Source organism: Castellaniella caeni NBRC 101664, assembly GCF_001592225.1.
In the GTDB taxonomy this organism is placed as follows: Bacteria; Pseudomonadota; Gammaproteobacteria; order Burkholderiales; family Burkholderiaceae_B; genus Castellaniella; species Castellaniella caeni.
On sequence record NZ_BCWN01000017.1, the window covers coordinates 58,446 to 77,189 of the forward strand.

The 18,744-nt window shown below is 61.7% G+C and carries 14 protein-coding genes and 2 pseudogenes; 12 read left to right on the forward strand and 4 right to left on the reverse strand.

Annotated features, from left to right (window positions below):
• Positions 1-48 precede the first annotated feature (48 nt).
• From hpaD to CCA01S_RS11210, 4 genes are all read left to right on the forward strand, one after another.
• Positions 49-897, forward strand: coding sequence for a 3,4-dihydroxyphenylacetate 2,3-dioxygenase (gene hpaD, locus CCA01S_RS11195; RefSeq protein WP_066458409.1), 849 nt, complete (start codon positions 49-51; stop codon positions 895-897).
• Positions 898-911: 14 nt separating this feature from the next.
• A complete protein-coding gene (locus tag CCA01S_RS11200) occupies positions 912-1,790 on the forward strand; it encodes a DMT family transporter (protein WP_066458411.1) in 879 nt (292 codons plus the stop codon).
• Positions 1,791-1,983: 193 nt separating this feature from the next.
• Entirely contained in the window at positions 1,984-3,174 is a 1,191-nt protein-coding gene (locus CCA01S_RS11205; RefSeq protein ID WP_066458413.1) for an efflux RND transporter periplasmic adaptor subunit, read from the forward strand.
• A 13-nt stretch (positions 3,175-3,187) separates the two neighbouring features.
• Complete coding sequence (locus CCA01S_RS11210; protein WP_066458419.1) at positions 3,188-6,298, forward strand: multidrug efflux RND transporter permease subunit; 3,111 nt, start codon at positions 3,188-3,190, stop codon at positions 6,296-6,298.
• Between the two features lie 72 nt (positions 6,299-6,370).
• On the opposite strand, the gene CCA01S_RS11215 is transcribed toward CCA01S_RS11210, so the two are convergent.
• The 4 genes and pseudogenes from CCA01S_RS11215 to CCA01S_RS11225 form a co-directional block, all read right to left on the reverse strand.
• Positions 6,371-7,282 (reverse strand): ZIP family metal transporter, encoded by a 912-nt coding sequence (locus tag CCA01S_RS11215; RefSeq protein WP_066458421.1) that lies wholly within the window; start codon positions 7,280-7,282, stop codon positions 6,371-6,373.
• Positions 7,279-7,569 (reverse strand): hypothetical protein, encoded by a 291-nt coding sequence (locus CCA01S_RS15315; protein ID WP_103035704.1) that lies wholly within the window; start codon positions 7,567-7,569, stop codon positions 7,279-7,281. The genes CCA01S_RS11215 and CCA01S_RS15315 overlap by 4 nt, the downstream gene beginning before the upstream one ends.
• Positions 7,532-7,963 (reverse strand): annotated as a pseudogene (locus CCA01S_RS15860) (DUF1016 N-terminal domain-containing protein); the annotation flags it as partial. The gene CCA01S_RS15315 and the pseudogene CCA01S_RS15860, both read right to left, overlap by 38 nt.
• Positions 7,960-8,229, reverse strand: a pseudogene (locus CCA01S_RS11225) (type IIL restriction-modification enzyme MmeI); the annotation flags it as partial. The pseudogenes CCA01S_RS11225 and CCA01S_RS15860, both read right to left, overlap by 4 nt.
• Positions 8,230-8,360: 131 nt before the next feature.
• Between CCA01S_RS11225 and CCA01S_RS16105 the strand changes: the two are divergent.
• From CCA01S_RS16105 to CCA01S_RS11265, 8 genes are all read left to right on the forward strand, one after another.
• Positions 8,361-8,483: a hypothetical protein gene (locus tag CCA01S_RS16105; RefSeq protein WP_258005695.1), complete on the forward strand. Its 123-nt coding sequence runs from the start codon at positions 8,361-8,363 to the stop codon at positions 8,481-8,483.
• Between the two features lie 323 nt (positions 8,484-8,806).
• Positions 8,807-9,037 carry a helix-turn-helix domain-containing protein gene (locus tag CCA01S_RS11235; RefSeq protein ID WP_066458428.1) on the forward strand — a complete coding sequence of 77 codons (231 nt, stop codon included), beginning with the start codon at positions 8,807-8,809 and terminating at the stop codon, positions 9,035-9,037.
• Positions 9,034-9,678 carry a DUF1819 family protein gene (locus CCA01S_RS11240; protein WP_066458429.1) on the forward strand — a complete coding sequence of 215 codons (645 nt, stop codon included), beginning with the start codon at positions 9,034-9,036 and terminating at the stop codon, positions 9,676-9,678. Before CCA01S_RS11235 ends, CCA01S_RS11240 begins: the two co-directional genes overlap by 4 nt.
• Positions 9,675-10,286, forward strand: coding sequence for a DUF1788 domain-containing protein (locus CCA01S_RS11245; protein WP_066458432.1), 612 nt, complete (start codon positions 9,675-9,677; stop codon positions 10,284-10,286). The genes CCA01S_RS11240 and CCA01S_RS11245 overlap by 4 nt, the downstream gene beginning before the upstream one ends.
• A gap of 14 nt (positions 10,287-10,300) precedes the next feature.
• Positions 10,301-13,891, forward strand: coding sequence for a BREX system P-loop protein BrxC (gene brxC / locus CCA01S_RS11250; protein ID WP_066458434.1), 3,591 nt, complete (start codon positions 10,301-10,303; stop codon positions 13,889-13,891).
• Between the two features lie 9 nt (positions 13,892-13,900).
• The gene (locus tag CCA01S_RS11255) at positions 13,901-15,577 is read left to right on the forward strand and encodes an RNA-binding domain-containing protein (RefSeq protein ID WP_066458436.1); all 1,677 of its coding nucleotides are present in this window, start codon (positions 13,901-13,903) and stop codon (positions 15,575-15,577) included.
• Between the two features lie 68 nt (positions 15,578-15,645).
• Positions 15,646-17,451 carry a BREX-1 system adenine-specific DNA-methyltransferase PglX gene (gene pglX, locus CCA01S_RS11260; protein ID WP_066458445.1) on the forward strand — a complete coding sequence of 602 codons (1,806 nt, stop codon included), beginning with the start codon at positions 15,646-15,648 and terminating at the stop codon, positions 17,449-17,451.
• Positions 17,448-18,744 (forward strand): AAA family ATPase (locus CCA01S_RS11265; protein WP_066458449.1); only part of this gene is annotated, 1,297 nt, incomplete at its 3' end. The genes pglX and CCA01S_RS11265, both read left to right, overlap by 4 nt.

An 18,744-nucleotide genomic window follows, 5' to 3' on the forward strand; every position in this document is an offset into this window, starting at 1 on the left:
CCGTCCCCTTCAGCAGCACCCCTTCCCCCTCACTTGCGGAGACATAAAATGGGTAAAGTCGCTTTGGCAGCAAAAATCACACACGTCCCGTCCATGTACATTTCCGAGCAGGACGGCCCGCACAAGGGCTGCCGCCAGCCCGCCATCGACGGGCACATCGAGATCAGCCGCCGCTGCCGCGCGCTGGGCGTCGATACGCTGGTGGTCTTCGACACCCACTGGCTGGTCAACTCGGGCTACCACATCAACTCGGCCCCTCACTTCGAAGGCATCTACACCAGCAACGAGCTGCCGCACTTCATCAAGAACATGCCCTACGCCTACCCCGGCAACCCGGCCCTGGGCAAGCTGCTGGCCGACGCCTGCACCGCCGACGGCGTGCGCGTGCGGGCGCACGACGCCACCAGCCTCGAACTGGAATACGGCACGCTGGTGCCCATGCGCTACATGAACGAAGACAAGCACTTCAAGGTGGTGTCGGTGGCCGCTTTGTGCACCGTGCACAGCCTGCAAGATTCGGCCAAACTGGGCGCCTCGATGCGCCGCGCGGTCGAAGAATCGTACGACGGCACCGTGGCCTTCCTGGCCAGCGGCTCGCTGTCGCACCGCTTCGCGCAGAACGGGGTGGCGGAAGACTACCTCTTCAAGGTCTGGAGCCCGTTCCTGGAGACCATGGATCACGCCGTCATCGACATGTGGCAGCGCGGCGACTGGAAGACCTTCTGCACCATGCTGCCCGAATACGCCGACAAATGCCACGGCGAAGGCAATATGCACGACACCGCGATGCTGCTGGGGGCGCTGGGCTGGGACGAATACCAGGGCAAGGCCGAGATCCTCACGCCATACTTCGGCAGCTCGGGGACGGGGCAGATCAACGCGGTGTTCCCCGTCTAAGGCGGCGCGCCCCCATGCACCTGCTCGGCGTCATCTTCCTCATCTGCTCATCATGGTCGCTGTCCATGCTGGATGCCAGCGGCAAGTTTCTCATGGGGGCGGAAGTCGGCGTGACGCTGATGGTGCTGTGCCTGTGGCGCTATCTGGTGCATCTGCTGCTGGCCCTGTCGGTGGTCGTGCCCGCGCGGGGCTGGCACGCCATCCGCAGCGCGCGGCCCGGCATGCAGCTGGCCCGCGGCATTTCGCTGCTGGCCGTGACCATGCTGTTTTTCATGACGCTGCACTATCTGCCTCAGGCGGAAGCCACAGCCATGAGCTTTCTCGCCCCGCTGCTGATGCTGGTCTCGGCCCCCTGGGCGCTGGGCGAGCGCGCCTACCTGTCGCGCTGGGTGGCCGCAGGCATCGGCTTCCTGGGGGTGCTCATCATCATCCGGCCAGGCTCCAGCCTCGACCCCGTCGGCGTACTGTACGGCCTGCTCACGGCGGGCTCGATGGCCCTGCTGTACATCGTCTCGCGCAAGCTGGCGGGCGAAGACCCCTACACGACGCTCATCTGGAGCGGCGGTACGGGCAGTGTGGCGCTGCTGGCCTTGCTGCCCTTGTACGCAGGTGACCTGCTGCGCGTGCTCAGCGGGCTTGAATCCTGGCACTGGCTGGTGCTGGCGGGCACCGGATTCTGGGGCGCGCTGGGCCATTTTCTGCAGATTCAGGCCTACCGCCATGCCCCCGCCTCGATGCTGGCCCCTTTTCTGTATTTTCAGATCATCAGCGCCACCGTGCTCGGCTGGCTGATCTGGGGGCAATTTCCCGACGCGATCTCCTGGCTGAGCATCTTCGTCATCTGCGCCAGCGGCATCGGCATCGGGGTGGTCGAATGGCGGCGCACGCGATGAGGCTCGCACGGGTGGCGGCCCCCTGGCCAATTCCAGCTTGAACATCGGGCCGTCTGTTCATTACGATGGGAGCTTGTCGGCTATTTCACCCACAGGCTGAACCATGAGCAAACCGCTGCCTTTCCCCCTGCGCCGCAAGCGCGCGCCCCACGGCACCGCATCTTCCTCATGGCCCCTGTAAGCGACTCCCAGCATGAAAAAACTCGTCTCGTGCCTGGTTCCCTGCTGCCTGGCCCTGCTGCTGACGGCCTGCGGCCAGCATCAAGATACGGCAGCGGCCGCCCCCCCGCCGCTGGTGGGTGTCATCACGGCGCACCCGGTCAGCGCGCCGCTTGAAAAACAGCTGGTGGGCCGCCTGTCGGCGTTTCGCAGCGCCGACGTCAACGCCCGCGTGGCCGGGGTGCTGCTCAAGCGCGCCTACGTCGAAGGCAGCGAAGTCAAGCAAGGGCAGCTGCTGTTCGAGATCGACCCGGCGCCCCTGAAAGCGGCGCTGGCCAGCGTCTCGGCACAGCTGGCCAAAGACCAGGCCACCCTGGCCCAGGCACGCACCGATCTCGCGCGCTACCAGCGGCTGCACCAGCAAAACGCCATCGCCGAGCAAACCTACGCCGACCAGAAATTCCTGGTGCTGCAGCAAGAGGCCACCGTCCAGGCGGATCAGGCCAACATGCAGACCGCGCGCATCAACCTGGGCTACGCCAATGTCACCTCGCCGATCGATGGCCGCGCCGGCCAGCAGCAGGTGACCGAAGGCGCGCTGGTCGGCCAGGGCTCGGCCACCCTGCTCACCACGGTCAGCCAGCTGAACCCGCTGTACGTCAACTTCACCATCAGCGTCAACGACCTCACTGCGCTGCAGCAGGCGGCCGAACGCGGCGACATCCGGCTGACGCAAGCCAACAAGACCACCGTCAAGGTCACCCTGCCCGATGGCTCGGCCTACGCCGCGCCCGGCACGGTGGATTTTTCCGCCCCCACGGTCGATCCCGCCACGGGGTCGGTCTCGCTGCGCGCGCTGCTGCCCAACCCCGACTTCAAGCTGCTGCCAGGCAGCTACGTCAGGCTCGGCCTGACGCTGGGCGAACGCCACAACGCATTCCTGATCCCCCTGGCGGCGGTACAGCGCGACATCACGGGCACGTACGTGCTGGTGGTGGGCGCGGACGACAAGGTCACGCACCGCAACGTCACGGCCGACGGCACACAGGGGCTCGATTGGGTCGTCACATCCGGCCTGACCGCGGGCGACCGGGTGATCGTGTCCGGCATCCAGACAGTGCAGATCGGCGCGCCCGCCCGCACGGAACCCTGGCAGCCGCCCGCTCCGGCGGCCCAGGCCGCCCATATGGCACCCGCCGCGGCACCACACGCCAGCGGCTCATAACCAGGATCCCCTCATGTCGAACTTCTTCATCGACAGGCCCATTTTCGCCTGGGTGATCGCGATCCTGATCACGCTGGGCGGGGTGCTGGCCATCGGCAGCCTCGGGGTGCAGTCCTACCCCAACATCGCGCCACCCCAAGTGTCGATCGTCGCCCACTACCCAGGCGCCAGTTCCAGCACCGCCGAAGGCTCGGTCACCGAAGTCATCGAGCAGCAGCTCACCGGCATCGACAACCTGCTGTATTTCAGCTCGTCCACCAGTTCCAGCGGACGCGTCGCCATCACCCTCACCTTCAAGCCCGGCACCGACCCCGACATCGCGGCCATGCAGACGCAGAACCAAGTCTCCCGGGCCGAACCCCGGCTGCCGCCCGCCGTGCTCGCGCAGGGCATCATCGTCGCCAAGGCCAACCCGGACACCCTGATGGCGATCGCCCTGCAGTCGAGCGACCCCGCGATCGGCCGCGACCGGCTCAATGACATCATCGCCTCGCAGGTGCTCAATCCGATTTCACGCATCGCGGGCGTGGGGGCCACCAACCAGTTCGGCGCCGAATACGCCATGCGCATCTGGCTGAACCCGGAAAAAATGCACGGCTACGGCCTGTCGGCCACCGACGTGATTGACGCGCTGCAGACGCAAAACATCCAGGTGGCGGCCGGCGCGCTGGGCGCGGATCCCGCCATCAAGGGCTGGGGCTTTACCGCCAACGTGGCGGGCGAAGGCCTGTTCTCCACTCCCGAACAATTCCTGGGCATCATCCTGCGCGCCAATCCGGACGGCACCGCGGTCAAGCTCGGGGACATCGCCACGGCGGATTTCGGGCCGCAGGGATACGGCTTCGACACCCTCTACGACGGCAAGCCGGTCGGCGCCTTCGCCATCCAGACCCTGCCGGGCGCCAATGGCCTGGCGGTCGCCAAGGCGGTGCGCGCCGAGATGGCCAAGCTGCAGGTGGGCTTTCCCGAGGGGGTCACCTGGTCGGTGCCCTACGACACCACGACGTTCATCACGATTTCCATCCAGGACGTGCTGACCACACTGGTCGAGGCGCTGGTGCTGGTGTTTCTGGTGATGCTGGTCTTTCTGCAAAACTTTCGCGCCACCATCATCCCGGCGGTCGTCATCCCGGTGGCGCTGCTCGGGGCCTTCATCGGCATGGACGCGCTGGGCTTCACCATCAACCAGCTCAGCCTGTTTGGCATGGTGATGGCCATCGGCATCGTCGTGGACGACGCCATCGTCGTCATCGAAAACATCGAACGCATCATGTCCGAGCAGGGCCTGTCGCCCAAAGAGGCCGCGCACAAGGGCATGAAAGAAATCTCCGGCGCGGTGGTGGCCATCACCGCCGTGCTGCTGGCGGTGTTCGTGCCCTCGGCGCTGCAAACGGGCTCCACCGGCATCATCTACCGCCAATTCGCGCTGACGATTGCCGTGTCGATGTTCTTCTCGGCCTTTCTGGCGCTGACCTTCACCCCCGCCCTGTGCGCGGCCTACCTGAAGCCCGAACACGAACGCGCGAAGAACGTGCTGTTTCGCAAGTTCAACGCACTGTTCAACTGGACACACGGCACCTACCTCGGCCACATCGCCCACGCCGTGCGCCACGCGCCGCGCTGGATGATGGTGTTTGCCGTGGTCGTGGCCAGCGCGGGCTTTCTCTACGTCAAGCTGCCCAACAGCTTCCTGCCCCAGGAAGACCAGGGCTACGTGCTGGCCATGGTGCAGCTGCCGCCCGGCGCCACCAAGCAGCGCAGCCAGGCGGTGATGGGCCAGGTCTGGGACGTGCTGCGCAAAGAACCCGACATCCAGCACGTCATGCAGATCATCGGCTTCAGCCCGGTGGGTTCGGGCGAGAACAACGGCATGGCGTTCATCCAGCTGAAAGACTGGGGCGCCCGCGCGCAGTCCGCCGAGCAGCTGATTCCACAGCTGAATGCCCTGCTGCACAAGCACATCCGCGATGCCTCCATCGTCGTCGTCAATCTGCCCACGGTGCACGGGCTGGGGCAGTTCGGCGGCTTCGACATGTACCTGGAAGACACGGCGGGCCTGGGGCGCACGGCGCTCGACCAGGCCCTGCAGACGGTGCAGGCCAAATCCAAAGACAAGCCGGTGCTGGTCAACGTGCGGGCCAACCAGCTGCCGCCCGCGCCCCAGCTCGATTTCAATATCGACCGTGTGCAGGCCGCCTCGATGGGGCTGTCGGCCACCGACGTGGCCAGCGCCGCCAGCCTGATGCTGGCCCCTACCCAGGTGGGCCAGATGTTCGCCGAGGGCCGCGTGAAGTTCGTCATGCTGCAGGCCGACGCGCCCTACCGCATGAGCCGCGCGGCGTTCGACGACATCTACACGCCCAGCAGCACGCAGAAAAACGCGGACGGCACACCCGCGATGATCCCCATCTCCAGCGTGATCCGCAGTCACTGGACGCTCGTGTCGCCGTCGCTGACGCGCTTCAACGGCAACCCGGCCATCGAAGTGGTGGGCGATGCGGCTCCCGGCTTCGCTTCGGGCGAGGCAATGGACGCCATGCAGGACATCGTGGCCCGCGATCTGCCCCACGGCTTTGGCTACGACTGGGCCGGCGAGTCATTTCAAGAGGTGGCCTCCAGCAACGGCGCCCCGCTGCTCATGGCGCTGTCCATCCTGGTGGTGTTCCTGACGCTGGCCGCGCTTTATGAAAGCTGGTCGGTGCCGGTGGCCGTGCTGCTGATCGTGCCGCTGGCCCTGCTGGGCACGGTGCTGTTCACCATGGGGCGCGGCCTGGCCAACGACGTGTTCTTCAAGATCGGCCTGGTGACGGTGATTGGCCTGGCGGCCAAAAACGCCATCCTGATCATCGAATACGCGGTCACGGCGCAGGCCGAAGGCAAGACCCTGCGCGAGGCCGTGCTGACCGCCGCGCGGCTGCGCTTTCGCCCCATCCTGATGACCTCGCTGGCCTTCATCCTGGGCGTGTTTCCGCTCTTCATCTCCACCGGCGCGGGTGCCAACGCGCGCCACGCCATCGGCACCGGCGTCATCGGCGGCATGCTGTTTGCCACCGTGTTCGGCCTGTTGCTGGTGCCGGTGTTCTACGTCGTGGTGCGCCGCATCGCGGGCGACAAGCTGGATTGAGGCGCGCCTCCGCGCCGACTCTGCCGCCGACGCGGGGACGCCAGCGACGGCCCGCCGCCCCCCATGGCGGCGTCAGCCCAGCGCCGTGTCGAGAAACATCATCACGGCAAACCCCGCCATCAGCCCCACCGTGGCGGCGGTCTGGTGCCCATTGCGATGGGTTTCAGGGATCACCTCATGGGACACGACGAAGATCATGGCCCCGGCGGCCAGCCCCAGGCTGACGGGATAGGCGATCGGCAGGCCGCTGGCCATGCCGACCCCGACCAGAGCGCCCAGCGGCTCCATCAGCCCCGAAGCCACCGCCACGCCCACCGCCGACCCCATGCCCAGGCCGATCGCCCGCAAGGCCAGCGCCACCGCGAGACCTTCGGGAATGTCCTGGATGGCGATGGCCGTGGTGAGCGGCAGGCCGACCGACAAGTCGCCCTGCGCGAAGCCGACCCCAATGGCCATGCCCTCAGGCAGGTTGTGCAAAATGATGGCCAGCACGAAGAGCCAGACCCCGTTGATACGCTCGATTGCGGGGCCACGGGGCCCCACGCCTTCATGCACGTGCGGCGTGAAGTAGTCCAACCCCAGCATCAGCAGCACGCCAAGCGCCAACCCCACCACGACGGTAAAGGCCGCGCCCGTGCCGCTGCCCAGCAGCGCACGGGCCGCGTCCAGCCCCGGCAAGATCAGTGAAAAGGAAGCCGCCGCCAGCATCATGCCGGCGGCAAAGCCCAGCATGCAGTCCTGTGCCCGGGTCTCGACCCGGCGCAGCACCAGCGCCCCCAAGGCCCCCAGCGCCGTGGCCCCGAACCCCGCCAGGCCCCCCAGCACCGCATAGCCCAGGTAGCCGCGGTTATCGCCCGAAAATGATTCCACCCCGCTGTCGAGCAGCAGCCAGGCCACAGCCAGCAGCGCCACCAGCAAGCCCACCGCAGGCACCCGGTGGGCCAACACCTGTCGGCGCCAGGCGTTCAAGATTGAAACCGTCATGCATTTCCCTCATCAACCGTCACACGCGCGGCTGACGCTATTATTGCAGCGGTTTTGCGTACTTGTTGCGTACAAAACAGGACGACATGACCAACCGCATCGACGGCAGCGACCAGGTTGGTGAACCATGCACGACTCTTGTCCGAGGCGGGCGGCGATTTGATCAGCAGATATTGCTCACCCCGTTTTTCGTAGACCCGCTCCTGTATGGGCCGCATCCCAAGCGCATTGGCCTTGGTCGAGGCACCATTGCGTCCATGGGTGACCGAAACAGAAGATTTCGGCATAGGCCAGCCGCTGTGCTGGGTCTTTCAGCTGCGTCAGCAGCACCAGATTGTGGCCCCAGGGCAATTGTCCAACAGCCTGTTGGACAATTTGTTCATCCGGTCAAGCCGCCGCGAACGCCCGCATATACATCAGGTTGGCGCGAGAAAAGCCCTTCATCTCTGGGAAGGCCGAACGCAAGTCCTGCGACAGCCGCTCGATGACTTTCGCCCCCCAGCCCTGCGCGGCCTGCCGTGCAAGGATATCCCGACCGATCTGCCAGTACAGCAGCACCAGTTCACGGTTGACCGCCAATGCAGCACGCTGCTGGGCCGTATGGATGCGGGTCTTCAGGTCAGCCAGCCAGCCCGCATAGCCTTCGGGCTCTGGTGTCAATTTGACGGGTTTGCCGCTCATGTCCTGGCCCCTGTTTTGCGCTTCTTGCCCTTGGCCGGTGCAGCCGAAGCGGTCATCTTGGTGTAAAGATCGAACAGCTTTTCCAACCGTTCGATGTCATTCTTGAAGCGGCGACCGATGTAGATGCGTTCCAGCACCTCGTCGCTGCAGTCGCGCGCGGCCCGCAAATCAGCGGGCATGTTCTCGGGGCCGTACAAGTCCGCAATGGTCTCAGGAAAGTGATGCTCTCGCGCCAGCAGGATGTCCTCGGCACAGCGCGTGAGATCACCCTGCTGCTATTGTTCTGTGTGGCAGTCATTCCCTATCTCGCCATTTTTCTGCTATCCACCATCCAGTGACATCGTAGCCGAAGACCGTTAAAGCTTACTATTGCGCCCGCAGGCTCAGCCGACGAGATCTGGATGCATCGTTGCTGTTTGAGCCCGACGAGAGGCAGACTGCGTACATCCTGAATCGCGAGGAGCCGCCCGAGGGGGCTCCCAGACTCAATGAGGGAAAATTGATACAAGATGTATATTGATCGGATTGCCCTGCCTCTGGGATTGTGTGCATGCCATGAGATTCATTCTTTCCTTGTTCTCCTTTATCGTCAGCTTCTCGCTCGCCGTGATCTTCCTGCCCATCGTCATCCCAAATGTGATCATGGCGCACTTGAATTCATCCAAAGGTTCCAGCCGCCGGAGACGGCGCAGGCGCTGAAGTCAGGCTGGCTCACGGAGTTCAGCCTACCTTTTCTTAGTCCATGTTTGGCACCAATCGGCAAAGATCGGTTGACACCCACTCCCACCGTCAGCTACTGTCCAGAGGCACCAGGACAATTCTGTTACGTTCCCCGCGAGCCTCATGCCCAATCCCTCCCCCGCGTCCACCTCGGACAACGCCACCTTGCTCGAAGACCGCTGGCTTTCGATCAGCGAGATCTGCCAGTACCTCGGGGTCAGCAATGACACCGTGTACAAATGGATCGACAAGCACGCCATGCCGGCGCACCGTCTGGGCAGGCTGTGGAAGTTCAAGCGTGACGAAGTGGACACCTGGGTCAAAGCCGGGGGCCCGGCAGAACATCGCTCATGAGCCGGTCGTTTATCCAGACGGCCGGGCAGAACAAGGACAGCTACCGTCTGTCCTTCACTACAGGCGGCCTGTTTCACCAGGAATCCCTGCGGCTGGCCGAGGTGCATCAGCAGCTGGGAGACTGGGACAGCACCTGGGCGCATGCCCTGGACAGCAACCTGCTGCAGGCCCGCACCCAGTCCACACTGCGTCGCACCAGCCGCGAATTGGTCTTGCGGCTGCAAACCCTGAGTGACCAAGAGCTGCGGCTACTGCTGGACGGCACGCCCGACGAGCAGAACTGCCTGCTGTGGCTGGCCATTTGCCGCTGCTATCCCTTCGTCGGGCAATTTGCCACCGACGTGCTGCACGAACGCTACATCACACTGAAAGCTACCTTGAGCCACGAAGAGTTCAACGCATTCTTCAACCAGCAGGCGCAATGGCGTCCTGCCCTGGACCGCATCAGCCCCGCCACCCGCGGCAAGTTGCGGGCGGTGCTGTTTCGCATGCTGCATGAGGCAGGGCTACTGGACAAAAGCGGCACCATCCTGGCGGCGTTGCTCAGCCCCAGGCTATTGCGACACTTAATGTCGCAATCGCCCGCTAATCTATCCTTTTTCCCGATCTCCGCACCGGATCTGACTCATACCATCTCATGACGGCCGATCTCGCACACAGCCCCCTGCCAGAACGCTTTCAGCATCTGCTGAAGGTGATTTCCGGCCAGCGCTTCTTGAACAAGCAGGGCTTGGGCAATGAGGTGCCGTTCTTTATCTGCCCCTACAAGCCCCAGGAAGCCGAGGCCATGCAACGCCTGCAGGGGCAGCTGATCACCAGCCTGGCCCAGCAAGGGGTGACGGTGCTGGACATCAATCTGTATGACCTGTCGATTCAGATCCTGAAGGATCGCGGCATCTGGGACCAGATCCTGGACATGGAGTCCGATGTGGACAAACCTCAGCTGCTGGAGCTGCTGCAAGGGGTACTGGACCCGGAAAGCCACCTGATCCCCGCCATCGCCACCCAGCTGGCGCAAACCTCCTTTGATGTCCTGTTTCTGTCGGGCGTGGGTGAAGTCTTCCCGTATATTCGTTCGCACAATGTACTGAACAATCTGCAAAGCACCGCCAAGGATCGCCCCACCGTGCTGTTCTTCCCGGGGGATTATTCCCATTCTGTGGCCACCGGCGCCTCGCTGGATCTGTTTTGCCGAATGCACGACGACAAGTATTACCGGGCATTCAACATCTATCACTGTGAAGTCTGAGCAAGGCGCGCACCATGAACCTGAAGACCATTTTCCAGAAGCCCGTTGACCGCCCGATCGAGGGCGTCATCAAGGCCGACGACGAGGCCAGCCTGCGTCTGGAAATCGAAGAATACGTTCTGACCAACGAGGTCGAAAAGCGCCTGTCCAGCTTCCTGGATGCCTACAACGACTATCACAACGCCAATGGGGTGTGGGTCTCGGGCTTTTTCGGGTCCGGGAAATCACACCTGCTGAAGATGCTGGCCCTGGTGCTGGAAAACCGCCCCATCGACGGCATCCACGCGCTGGATCTGTTCCTGCCCAAGTGTGGCGACGATGCGCTGCTGCGGGCCAGCCTGCAAAAGGCCGTCTCACTGCCCTCACGCAGCATCCTGTTCAACATCGACCAGAAAGCCGATGTCATCAGCAAGACCCAGATCGACGCCCTGCTGGCCGTCTTTGTGAAGGTCTTTGACGAGATGTGCGGCTATTACGGCAAACAAGGCCATATCGCCCAGTTCGAACGAGACCTGGACAGCCGGGATCAGTATCAGGATTTCCAGGCGGCCTACCAGGCCATCGCCGGGCGCAGCTGGCACACGGGCCGCGAACAGGCCCTGCTGGAAAGCCGCAACATTGCCCAGGCTTATGCGCAGGTCACTGGCGGCGACACTGCCCAGGCCCAGGGCATCTTGGACAAATACCGCAGCACGTACCGCGTGTCCATCGAAGACTTCGCCCAGCAGGTACAGGCCTACATCGAACGCCAGCCGCCCAATTTCCGGCTGAACTTCTTTGTGGATGAGGTGGGGCAGTACATCGCCGACAACATCAAGCTGATGACCAACCTGCAGACCATTGCAGAAAGCCTGGCCACCAAGTGCCGGGGCCGCGCCTGGATCATCGTGACCGCCCAGGAGGAAATGGACACGGTGATCGGCGAAATGAACGCCCGCCAGGGCAATGACTTCACCAAGATCCAGGCCCGTTTTGCCAACCGCATGAAGCTCACATCCCAGGATGTAGCCGAAGTCATCCAGAAACGCCTGCTGAGCAAAACTGAAGCAGGCGTCCAGGCACTGGCCACGATCTACTCAGAACAATCGAACAACTTCAAGACCTTGTTCGACTTTGCCGATGGCACCCCCACCTACCAGAATTTTCGGGATCGGGACCACTTCGTCAACAGCTACCCCTTCATCCCCTACCAGTTCACCCTGTTTCAGTCAGCCATCCAGAACCTGTCCAAGCACAGCGCCTTCGAGGGCAAGCACAGTTCGGTAGGCGAACGGTCCATGCTGGGCGTCTTCCAGCAGGTGGCCAAACATATCGCCGATCACGAGCTAGGTCAGCTGGCGACCTTTGACCTGATGTTCGAAGGCATCCGCACCGCGCTGAAATCCAACATCCAGCGGGCCATTCTGATGGCCGAATCCAACCTGAACCATGACTTCGCCATCCGGCTGCTGAAAACCCTGTTCCTGGTCAAATACGTGAAGGAATTCAAGCCCAGCCCGCGCAATCTGTGCGTGCTGATGCTGGATCGCTTCAACCAGGACCTGCCTGCGCTGCGCAAGCAGGTGGAAGAAGCCCTGGCCCTGCTGGAACAGCAGACCTACATTCAGCGCAACGGCGACCTGTATGAATACCTGACCGACGAAGAAAAGGACATCGAGCAGGAAATCAAGGACACCGAGGTTGAAACGGCCGACGTAGCCGCCGAGCTGGTGAAGCTGGTCTTTGACGGCATCATCAAACAGAACAAGATCCGTGTGGACGCCGGCGACGGCACCGCCCAGGACTACGCCTATACCCGCAAACTGGATGAACGACTGGCCGGACGCGAGCACGAGCTGTGCATCCATGTCATCAGCCCCTTTCATGACTACGCAGAAAGCGAACAGGGCCTGCAGCGGCTATCGGCCTACGAGCAGGAATCCCTGGTGGTGGCCATGCCACCCGACGCCCGGCTGATGCACGAGCTGCTGATGCTGAAACGTACCGACAAATACATCCAGCAAAACATCAGCCGCACGCAGAACGCCTCGGTCAAACGCATCCTCAGCGACAAAGGCGAACAGAACCGGCAGCGCGCCGAACGGCTGCGCGTTCAGGTCCACGGCCTGCTGGGCACCGCCAGGCTGATGATTGCGGGCTCGGACATCGAGGTCTCGGGGCAGGAGCCGCAAACCCGCATCATGCGCGGCTTCCAGGACCTGGTCACCCGCGTGTACCCCAACCTGCGCATGCTGCGCGGCATCGCCTTCAGCGAAAGCGACATCCGCAAGTACCTGGAGCACCACAGCGACAGCCTGGTCGGCAACGACGCCACCACCCTGACCGAATCCGAACAAGAGATGCTGGCCTTCATCCAGAGCCAGAAGCAGCAAGGCATCCGCGTCACCGTCAAGACCTTGCTGGAGCGCTTCGAGTACAAGCCCTATGGCTGGCCCTACGCCGCCGTGCTGTGTGTGCTGGCCATGCTGTGGGCCCGGGGCAAGGTCGAGGCCCGCAAGGATGCCGGCCTGCTGGACATCGACGCTCTGGAACAGGCGCTGCGCAACACCCAGGCTCAAGGCCACGTGGTGCTGGAGCCGCAGATCGAATTCACTGCGTCCCAGGTGCGCGGCCTGAAGTCCTTTTTTGAAGCGTTCTTCAACCAACCAGCAGGCAGCAACGAGGCCAAGGCCCTGGGCCAGGAGACCGCCGCCGCCCTACAAACGCTGGTGCACGACCTGGCCCCGCTGGCCGCACAGATCACCCAATACCCCTTCATGGCTGATCTGCAGGCGGCTATCGCCCAGCTGAAACCGCTGGCAAGCCAGCCCTACGCCTGGTTCCTGACCGAACTTCGATCCCAGGAAGACGGGCTGCTGGATCTGAAAGAGCAGGTCATTGCACCAATCCAAGGTTTCATGGGGGACCCGCGCACACCTGGCCCGCAAAAGGTGATCTACGACGACGCCCAGCGGCTGCTGAAATCCGAAGCCGCCAACCTGGACGAGGTCTCGGGCGACGAGATCCAGCAGATCCGCCGCACCCTGGACGATCCCCACTGCTATCGCGGCCAGCACATCCAGCAGCTGAAGGGCCGAGTAGACGCGCTGAAGGCCCGCATCCAGGAAAAGCTGGGGCAAACACGGGATCAGGCGCTGGCCAACCTGAATGACCTGCGCGACCGCCTGCAGAATACGCCCGAATACCAGAAGCTGCCGCCTCAACGCCAGGAAGAACTGCTGTCACACTTCAGCCAGTTGGCCAACCAGATTCAGCAAGAGCGGCTGGTCGGCATCATCCGCGACCGTGTGCGCCGTTTCCAGGACGATGGCTACCTGAAACTGCTGGAGCGTGTAGCCGACATGGCCGGGGCTCTCCAGCAGCCTGAACCGGCTACTGTATCCACAGACAGCACCGAAACCGATGCCCTCCCGTCTGGGCCCACCGACGAGCCCGAGGCTGACAATCCCCCCGCACCAGGACGCACCACCATCGCCGCCCGATCTCTGACGGTTTCGTACCAAAAGGCCTGGGTCGCCGACGAGGCCGATGTCGAGCATTACCTGGACAGCTTGCGTCAGGCGCTGCTGCAAGCCATCCAGGCTGGGCACAAGGTGCAGGTGTAAGGACGCCCCATGGACGAGACCCAGGCTCAACTCATCACCCTGATCCAGCAAGGCGAAAGCCTGACCGTTGAATTCAAGCGGGATATGGATTGCCTGCCAGACAAGGAGCTGGTCGCCGCTGTGGTGGCGCTGGCCAATACCGAAGGCGGCGACCTGTTCCTGGGCGTGGACGACGACGGCACCATCACCGGGCTGCATGCAAAGCACCAGAACACCACGGGCTTGCCCGCTCTGATCGCCAACAAGACGATTCCATCCATCGCGGTCCGTGTGGAAGCCCTGACCCTCAACGGGCAACGCGTCGCCCGTATCCAGGTGCCAAAATCCCGACAACTGGTTTCCACGTCAGACGGCCTGCTGCAGCGTCGGCGCCTGAAGATCGACGGTACGCCAGAGGCCGTCCCCTTCTACCCCCATGAGTTCATCCAACGACAATCCGGCCTGGCCCTGATGGATCCGTCCGCGCTACCCATCGAAGCGCTCTCCATGGACGAACTGGACGCCTTGCAGCGCTTGCGCATCCGCAACGCCATCAAGAAATACGGCGGCGACCAGAGCCTGCTGCCCCTGGCCGACGAAGAACTGGACGGGGCGCTGGGGCTGGCTGTAAAAGGCCCTGATGGCCGACTGCACCCCACCATCGCCGGTCTGCTGCTTCTGGGTAACGAGAGGCAGTTGCGCCAGCACCTGCCGGCCCACGAGGTGGCCTTTCAGGTACTGCGCGGCACCGACGTACTGGTCAATGAGTTTTACCGCAAGCCGTTGCTGGAAACCTTTGACGAAATCGACCTGCTGTTTCGCGCGCGCGTGGAAGAAGAAGAAATCGAGATCGGGCTGTTTCGGGTCCCTATCCCCAATTTCGATCGGCGCGCCTTTCGGGAGGCCTTCGTCAACGCCCTGGTCCACCGCGATTACAGCATCCTGGGCGCCGTGCACGTCAGGCTGGATGATGAGGGCCTGAATGTCAGCAACCCGGGCGGCTTTGTCGAAGGCGTGAACCTGGACAATCTGCTGGTCGCCATCCCCAGATCTCGCAACCCTCTGCTGGCCGACATCATCAAGCGCGTTGGCCTGGCGGAACGCACAGGGCGCGGCATCGACCGGATCTTCGAAGGCATGCTGCGCTATGGCCGCCCTGCACCGGATTACGGCCTGTCGTCACCCCATACCGTCAGCGTACAGATGCGCGTAGCCACTGCAGACACGGAATTCCTGCGCATGATCGTCCAGCAGGAAGGGCGTGACGGATCGCCACTGCCCATCGACAGCCTGATCATCCTGTCGCAGTTGCGCACACAACGGCGCAGCAACACCCAGGTTTTGAGCAAGGCTGTGCAAAAGCCCGAAAGCTCGGTGCGTGGCACCCTGGAAAAACTGGTAGAAGCGGGTTTGATCGAGGCTCACGGTAGCGGGAAAGGTCGCAGCTACACCCTGAGCGCCAAGGTTTACCAAGGGGCTGGCCAGAAGGCGGCGTATGTGCGGCAAGCGGGGTTTGACGCCATCCAGCAGGAGCAGATGGTGCATCGCTTCATTGAAAAGCACGGCAGAATTACTCGTGCAGATGTCATGGAGCTGTGCTTTTTGGACGGCCCCCAAGCATACCGACTGCTGAACAGGCTAGCTAAACAGGGGGCACTGCAAAAGCATGGTGATAAAAAGGCGAGCTTTTATACACACGCACCTTAGTTTATACACGCGTGTATAGGTTTATGCACGCGTGTATAAACGTGCATAAGAATCTGAGAAGAACACCCATGGACACATCAAAACTCAAAAAATTCGCCCAATTCGCCCGTACCCGGCTGATGGAAGACGTCAAGGCCAAACTGGCCCGGGTGCTGGCCACCGACAGCGCTGCCCGCCGCGAGGCCCCCCAGGCGGTCAAAGAGCTGGAAAAGGCCATTGCCGTCAGCGACCGGGATCAGGTGATCGAACGCGTGGCCTACACCTGGTTCAACCGCTTCTGCGCCCTGCGCTTCATGGACATGAACCGCTACACCCGTGTAGGGGTCGTATCCCCCGCCGAGGGTCAGTTTCAGCCGGAAATCCTGGCGGACGCCAAAATGGGCCACCTGGACGACACCATCCCCGCCGCCATACAGAAAAAAATCCAGGACATCCTGGCAGGCCGCGCCACCAGCACCGATCCGCAGGGTGAAGCCTACCGCCTGCTGGTCGTAGCTGCCTGCAACGCCTGGCACGAGGCCATGCCGTTTCTGTTTCAGCGCATCAACGACTACACCGAACTGCTGATGCCTGATGACCTGCTATCGGGCAATTCCATTCTGGCCTATACCCGCGAGGCCATGACGCCCGACGCCTGCGAGGATGTCGAGGTCATCGGCTGGCTGTACCAGTTCTACATCTCTGAAAAGAAAGACCAGGTCTTTGACGGCCTGAAGAAAAACAAGAAGATCACCCCGGACAACATCCCGGCCGCCACCCAGCTGTTCACCCCGCATTGGATCGTGCGCTACATGGTGGACAACTCCCTGGGCCGCCTGTGGCTGCTGAATCGGCCCCAATCCCGTCTGGCCGAACAGATGGAATACTACATCCCACCGGAGCAGCCAGAAACCGATTTCCTGAAGATCAAAGGCCCGGAAGACATCCGTCTGTGCGACCCGGCCTGCGGCTCCGGCCACATCCTGACCTACGCCTTTGACCTGCTGTATGCCATGTACGAGGAAGAAGGCTACGACCCGGCCCTGATCCCCGAGAAGATCCTCACGCAGAACCTGACGGGCATCGAGCTGGATGAACGAGCGGGAGAGCTGGCCGCCTTTGCCCTGACCATGAAGGCCCGCGCCCGGCAGCGAAGATTCTTCAGCAAAGGCATCAAACCCAATATCTGCGTGCTGGAGAAGATCACCTTCACTGCGGACGAACTGGACGAGTACATTACTGCCGTAGGCCGGGATCTGTTCACCCAGGATCTGCGCGACACGCTGCAGCAGTTTGCAGAGGCAGACAACTTTGGATCGCTGATCCGCCCGAAGCTGGAAAACGTGGCCGATGTGCTGGCCACCCTAGAAGCCAAGGACATGGCAGGCAAGCTATTCCTGGCGGAGACCCATCAGCGGGTGCTAAAGGTGCTACGAATGACGGAGGCCTTGAGCCCACGTTATGCCGTCGTAGTGGCCAACCCGCCCTACATGGGCGGCAAGGGCATGAACGGCCGTTTGAGCGCCTGGGCCAAAGACAACTACCCCAAGAGCAAATCAGACCTGTTTGCGATGTTCATTGAGCGCAATCTGGATTTGGCAGTGAAGGGTGGCGCTGTCGCCATGATCACCATGCAAAGCTGGATGTTCCTGTCCTCATTCGAGGCACTGCGCAGCCGCATCCTAGACCAGCACACCATTCTCTCGATGGCGCACCTTGGGGCACGGGCCTTTGACAGCATTGGCGGCGAAGTGGTCTCCACCACGGCTTTCGTGCTTGAAAACACTCACAAGCCCGACTACCGAGGAGCCTATCTGCGCTTGGTGGACGGCAACTCGGAAGCGGAAAAAATGGAGGTGATGGCCAGGGCTATTGAGCAAGGAAAGGCCGCATGAAACTGATATTGAAGAACATCGGCTTGCTCAAACAAGCAGAAATAACTCTGTACCCTCTGTGCGTCATCGCAGGCGAAAACGACAACGGCAAAAGTACGGTAGGGAAAATCGTTTTCTGCATCATCAAAGCCATCAATCGGTACAAGGAAGATTTGCAGGAATCCAAGGAATATCAGGTCAACGAGATTCTGCAAGAAATTTACTTCAAATTCCGCCGCGCACTACCAACGGACGATGGCCAAATACCGGACGTCCTTCGACAGTTGCGTGCTATCACCACAGGCCCAGCCAATCTACCGGAACAGCTTGCAACCGTCCGGGAGGCGCTTGAGCAGCTAGAACAATCTGGAACAGAGACACGATCTACAAGACAAGACATCATGGATGCCCTTGAGCAAATCCAACTGATCACAGATCAACCAGAGGACACTAGGCAATCCATTGAAAATGCTTTCAACAAGGTGTTTGCATCAGAATTTGATGCATCCCTATTGCTGCAAGGCGCAAAAACTGGCACGATTCGCCTTTACGACGGAGACTTCCTGCTGATTCATCTGGAGGTTAACGCAGCGTCGGGTGCCACACTCAAGGGTGATGTCGATCCTATCAATATCAAGGATGTCACTTTCATTGATTCCCCATTGATCCTCAATCACCATGATTTGCTGATCCGCAGCCAATCCATGCTGGATGTGGACCGCAAGCCTGGCCGTTCGTTGGGCAGATCGTATACCACGCTGCACACCAAAGACCTATTTGACAAGTTGAAAGAACCTGCGTTACCGAATGACTTGTTCGCCACAAGGAACAAAGCGTTGCTTGGCAATATCCAGAAGCTGATCGCAGGCGAAATCAGCTATGACAAATCATCCCGTGATTTTGTGTTCACAAAAAACGCTAAGTCGATTTCCATTAAAAACACTGCCAGCGGGATCAAGGTGTTTGGCCTGCTGCAGATCCTGCTGGCCAATGAAGTCATCAGCAAAAATACCATGCTGATTCTGGATGAACCAGAAAACCACCTGCATCCTAAATGGCAGCTGCATCTAGCCAGAATTCTGGTTGAGCTAATCAAAGAAGGCATATATGTCCTGGTGTCTTCGCATAGCCCCTACATGATCGAAGCCCTCAAACGGTACGCTGATCGCGCAGACCTGAAGGACACATCCCGGTTTTACCTGGCAGAAAACCGAACCATCGAAGACCGGAATCGGCTGGGGGAGATTTTTGACGTACTGACAGAACCCTTTGAAACCTTCCGGCAGATGGATGCGGAGGACCTTCGGGATGAAT

What these genes read in the sequence shown, in the direction of transcription:
- pglX (WP_066458445.1), top strand. Translation starts at nt 15,646, where the DNA reads ATGGACACATCAAAACTCAAAAAATTCGCCCAATTCGCCCGTACCCGG.
- hpaD (WP_066458409.1), top strand. Translation starts at nt 49, where the DNA reads ATGGGTAAAGTCGCTTTGGCAGCAAAAATCACACACGTCCCGTCCATG.
- CCA01S_RS11210 (WP_066458419.1), top strand. Translation starts at nt 3,188, where the DNA reads ATGTCGAACTTCTTCATCGACAGGCCCATTTTCGCCTGGGTGATCGCG.
- CCA01S_RS11245 (WP_066458432.1), top strand. Translation starts at nt 9,675, where the DNA reads ATGACGGCCGATCTCGCACACAGCCCCCTGCCAGAACGCTTTCAGCAT.
- brxC (WP_066458434.1), top strand. Translation starts at nt 10,301, where the DNA reads ATGAACCTGAAGACCATTTTCCAGAAGCCCGTTGACCGCCCGATCGAG.
- CCA01S_RS11215 (WP_066458421.1), bottom strand. Translation starts at nt 7,282, where the DNA reads ATGACGGTTTCAATCTTGAACGCCTGGCGCCGACAGGTGTTGGCCCAC.
- CCA01S_RS11240 (WP_066458429.1), top strand. Translation starts at nt 9,034, where the DNA reads ATGAGCCGGTCGTTTATCCAGACGGCCGGGCAGAACAAGGACAGCTAC.
- CCA01S_RS11205 (WP_066458413.1), top strand. Translation starts at nt 1,984, where the DNA reads ATGAAAAAACTCGTCTCGTGCCTGGTTCCCTGCTGCCTGGCCCTGCTG.
- CCA01S_RS11255 (WP_066458436.1), top strand. Translation starts at nt 13,901, where the DNA reads ATGGACGAGACCCAGGCTCAACTCATCACCCTGATCCAGCAAGGCGAA.
- CCA01S_RS11200 (WP_066458411.1), top strand. Translation starts at nt 912, where the DNA reads ATGCACCTGCTCGGCGTCATCTTCCTCATCTGCTCATCATGGTCGCTG.
- CCA01S_RS11235 (WP_066458428.1), top strand. Translation starts at nt 8,807, where the DNA reads ATGCCCAATCCCTCCCCCGCGTCCACCTCGGACAACGCCACCTTGCTC.
- CCA01S_RS15315 (WP_103035704.1), bottom strand. Translation starts at nt 7,569, where the DNA reads ATGCCGAAATCTTCTGTTTCGGTCACCCATGGACGCAATGGTGCCTCG.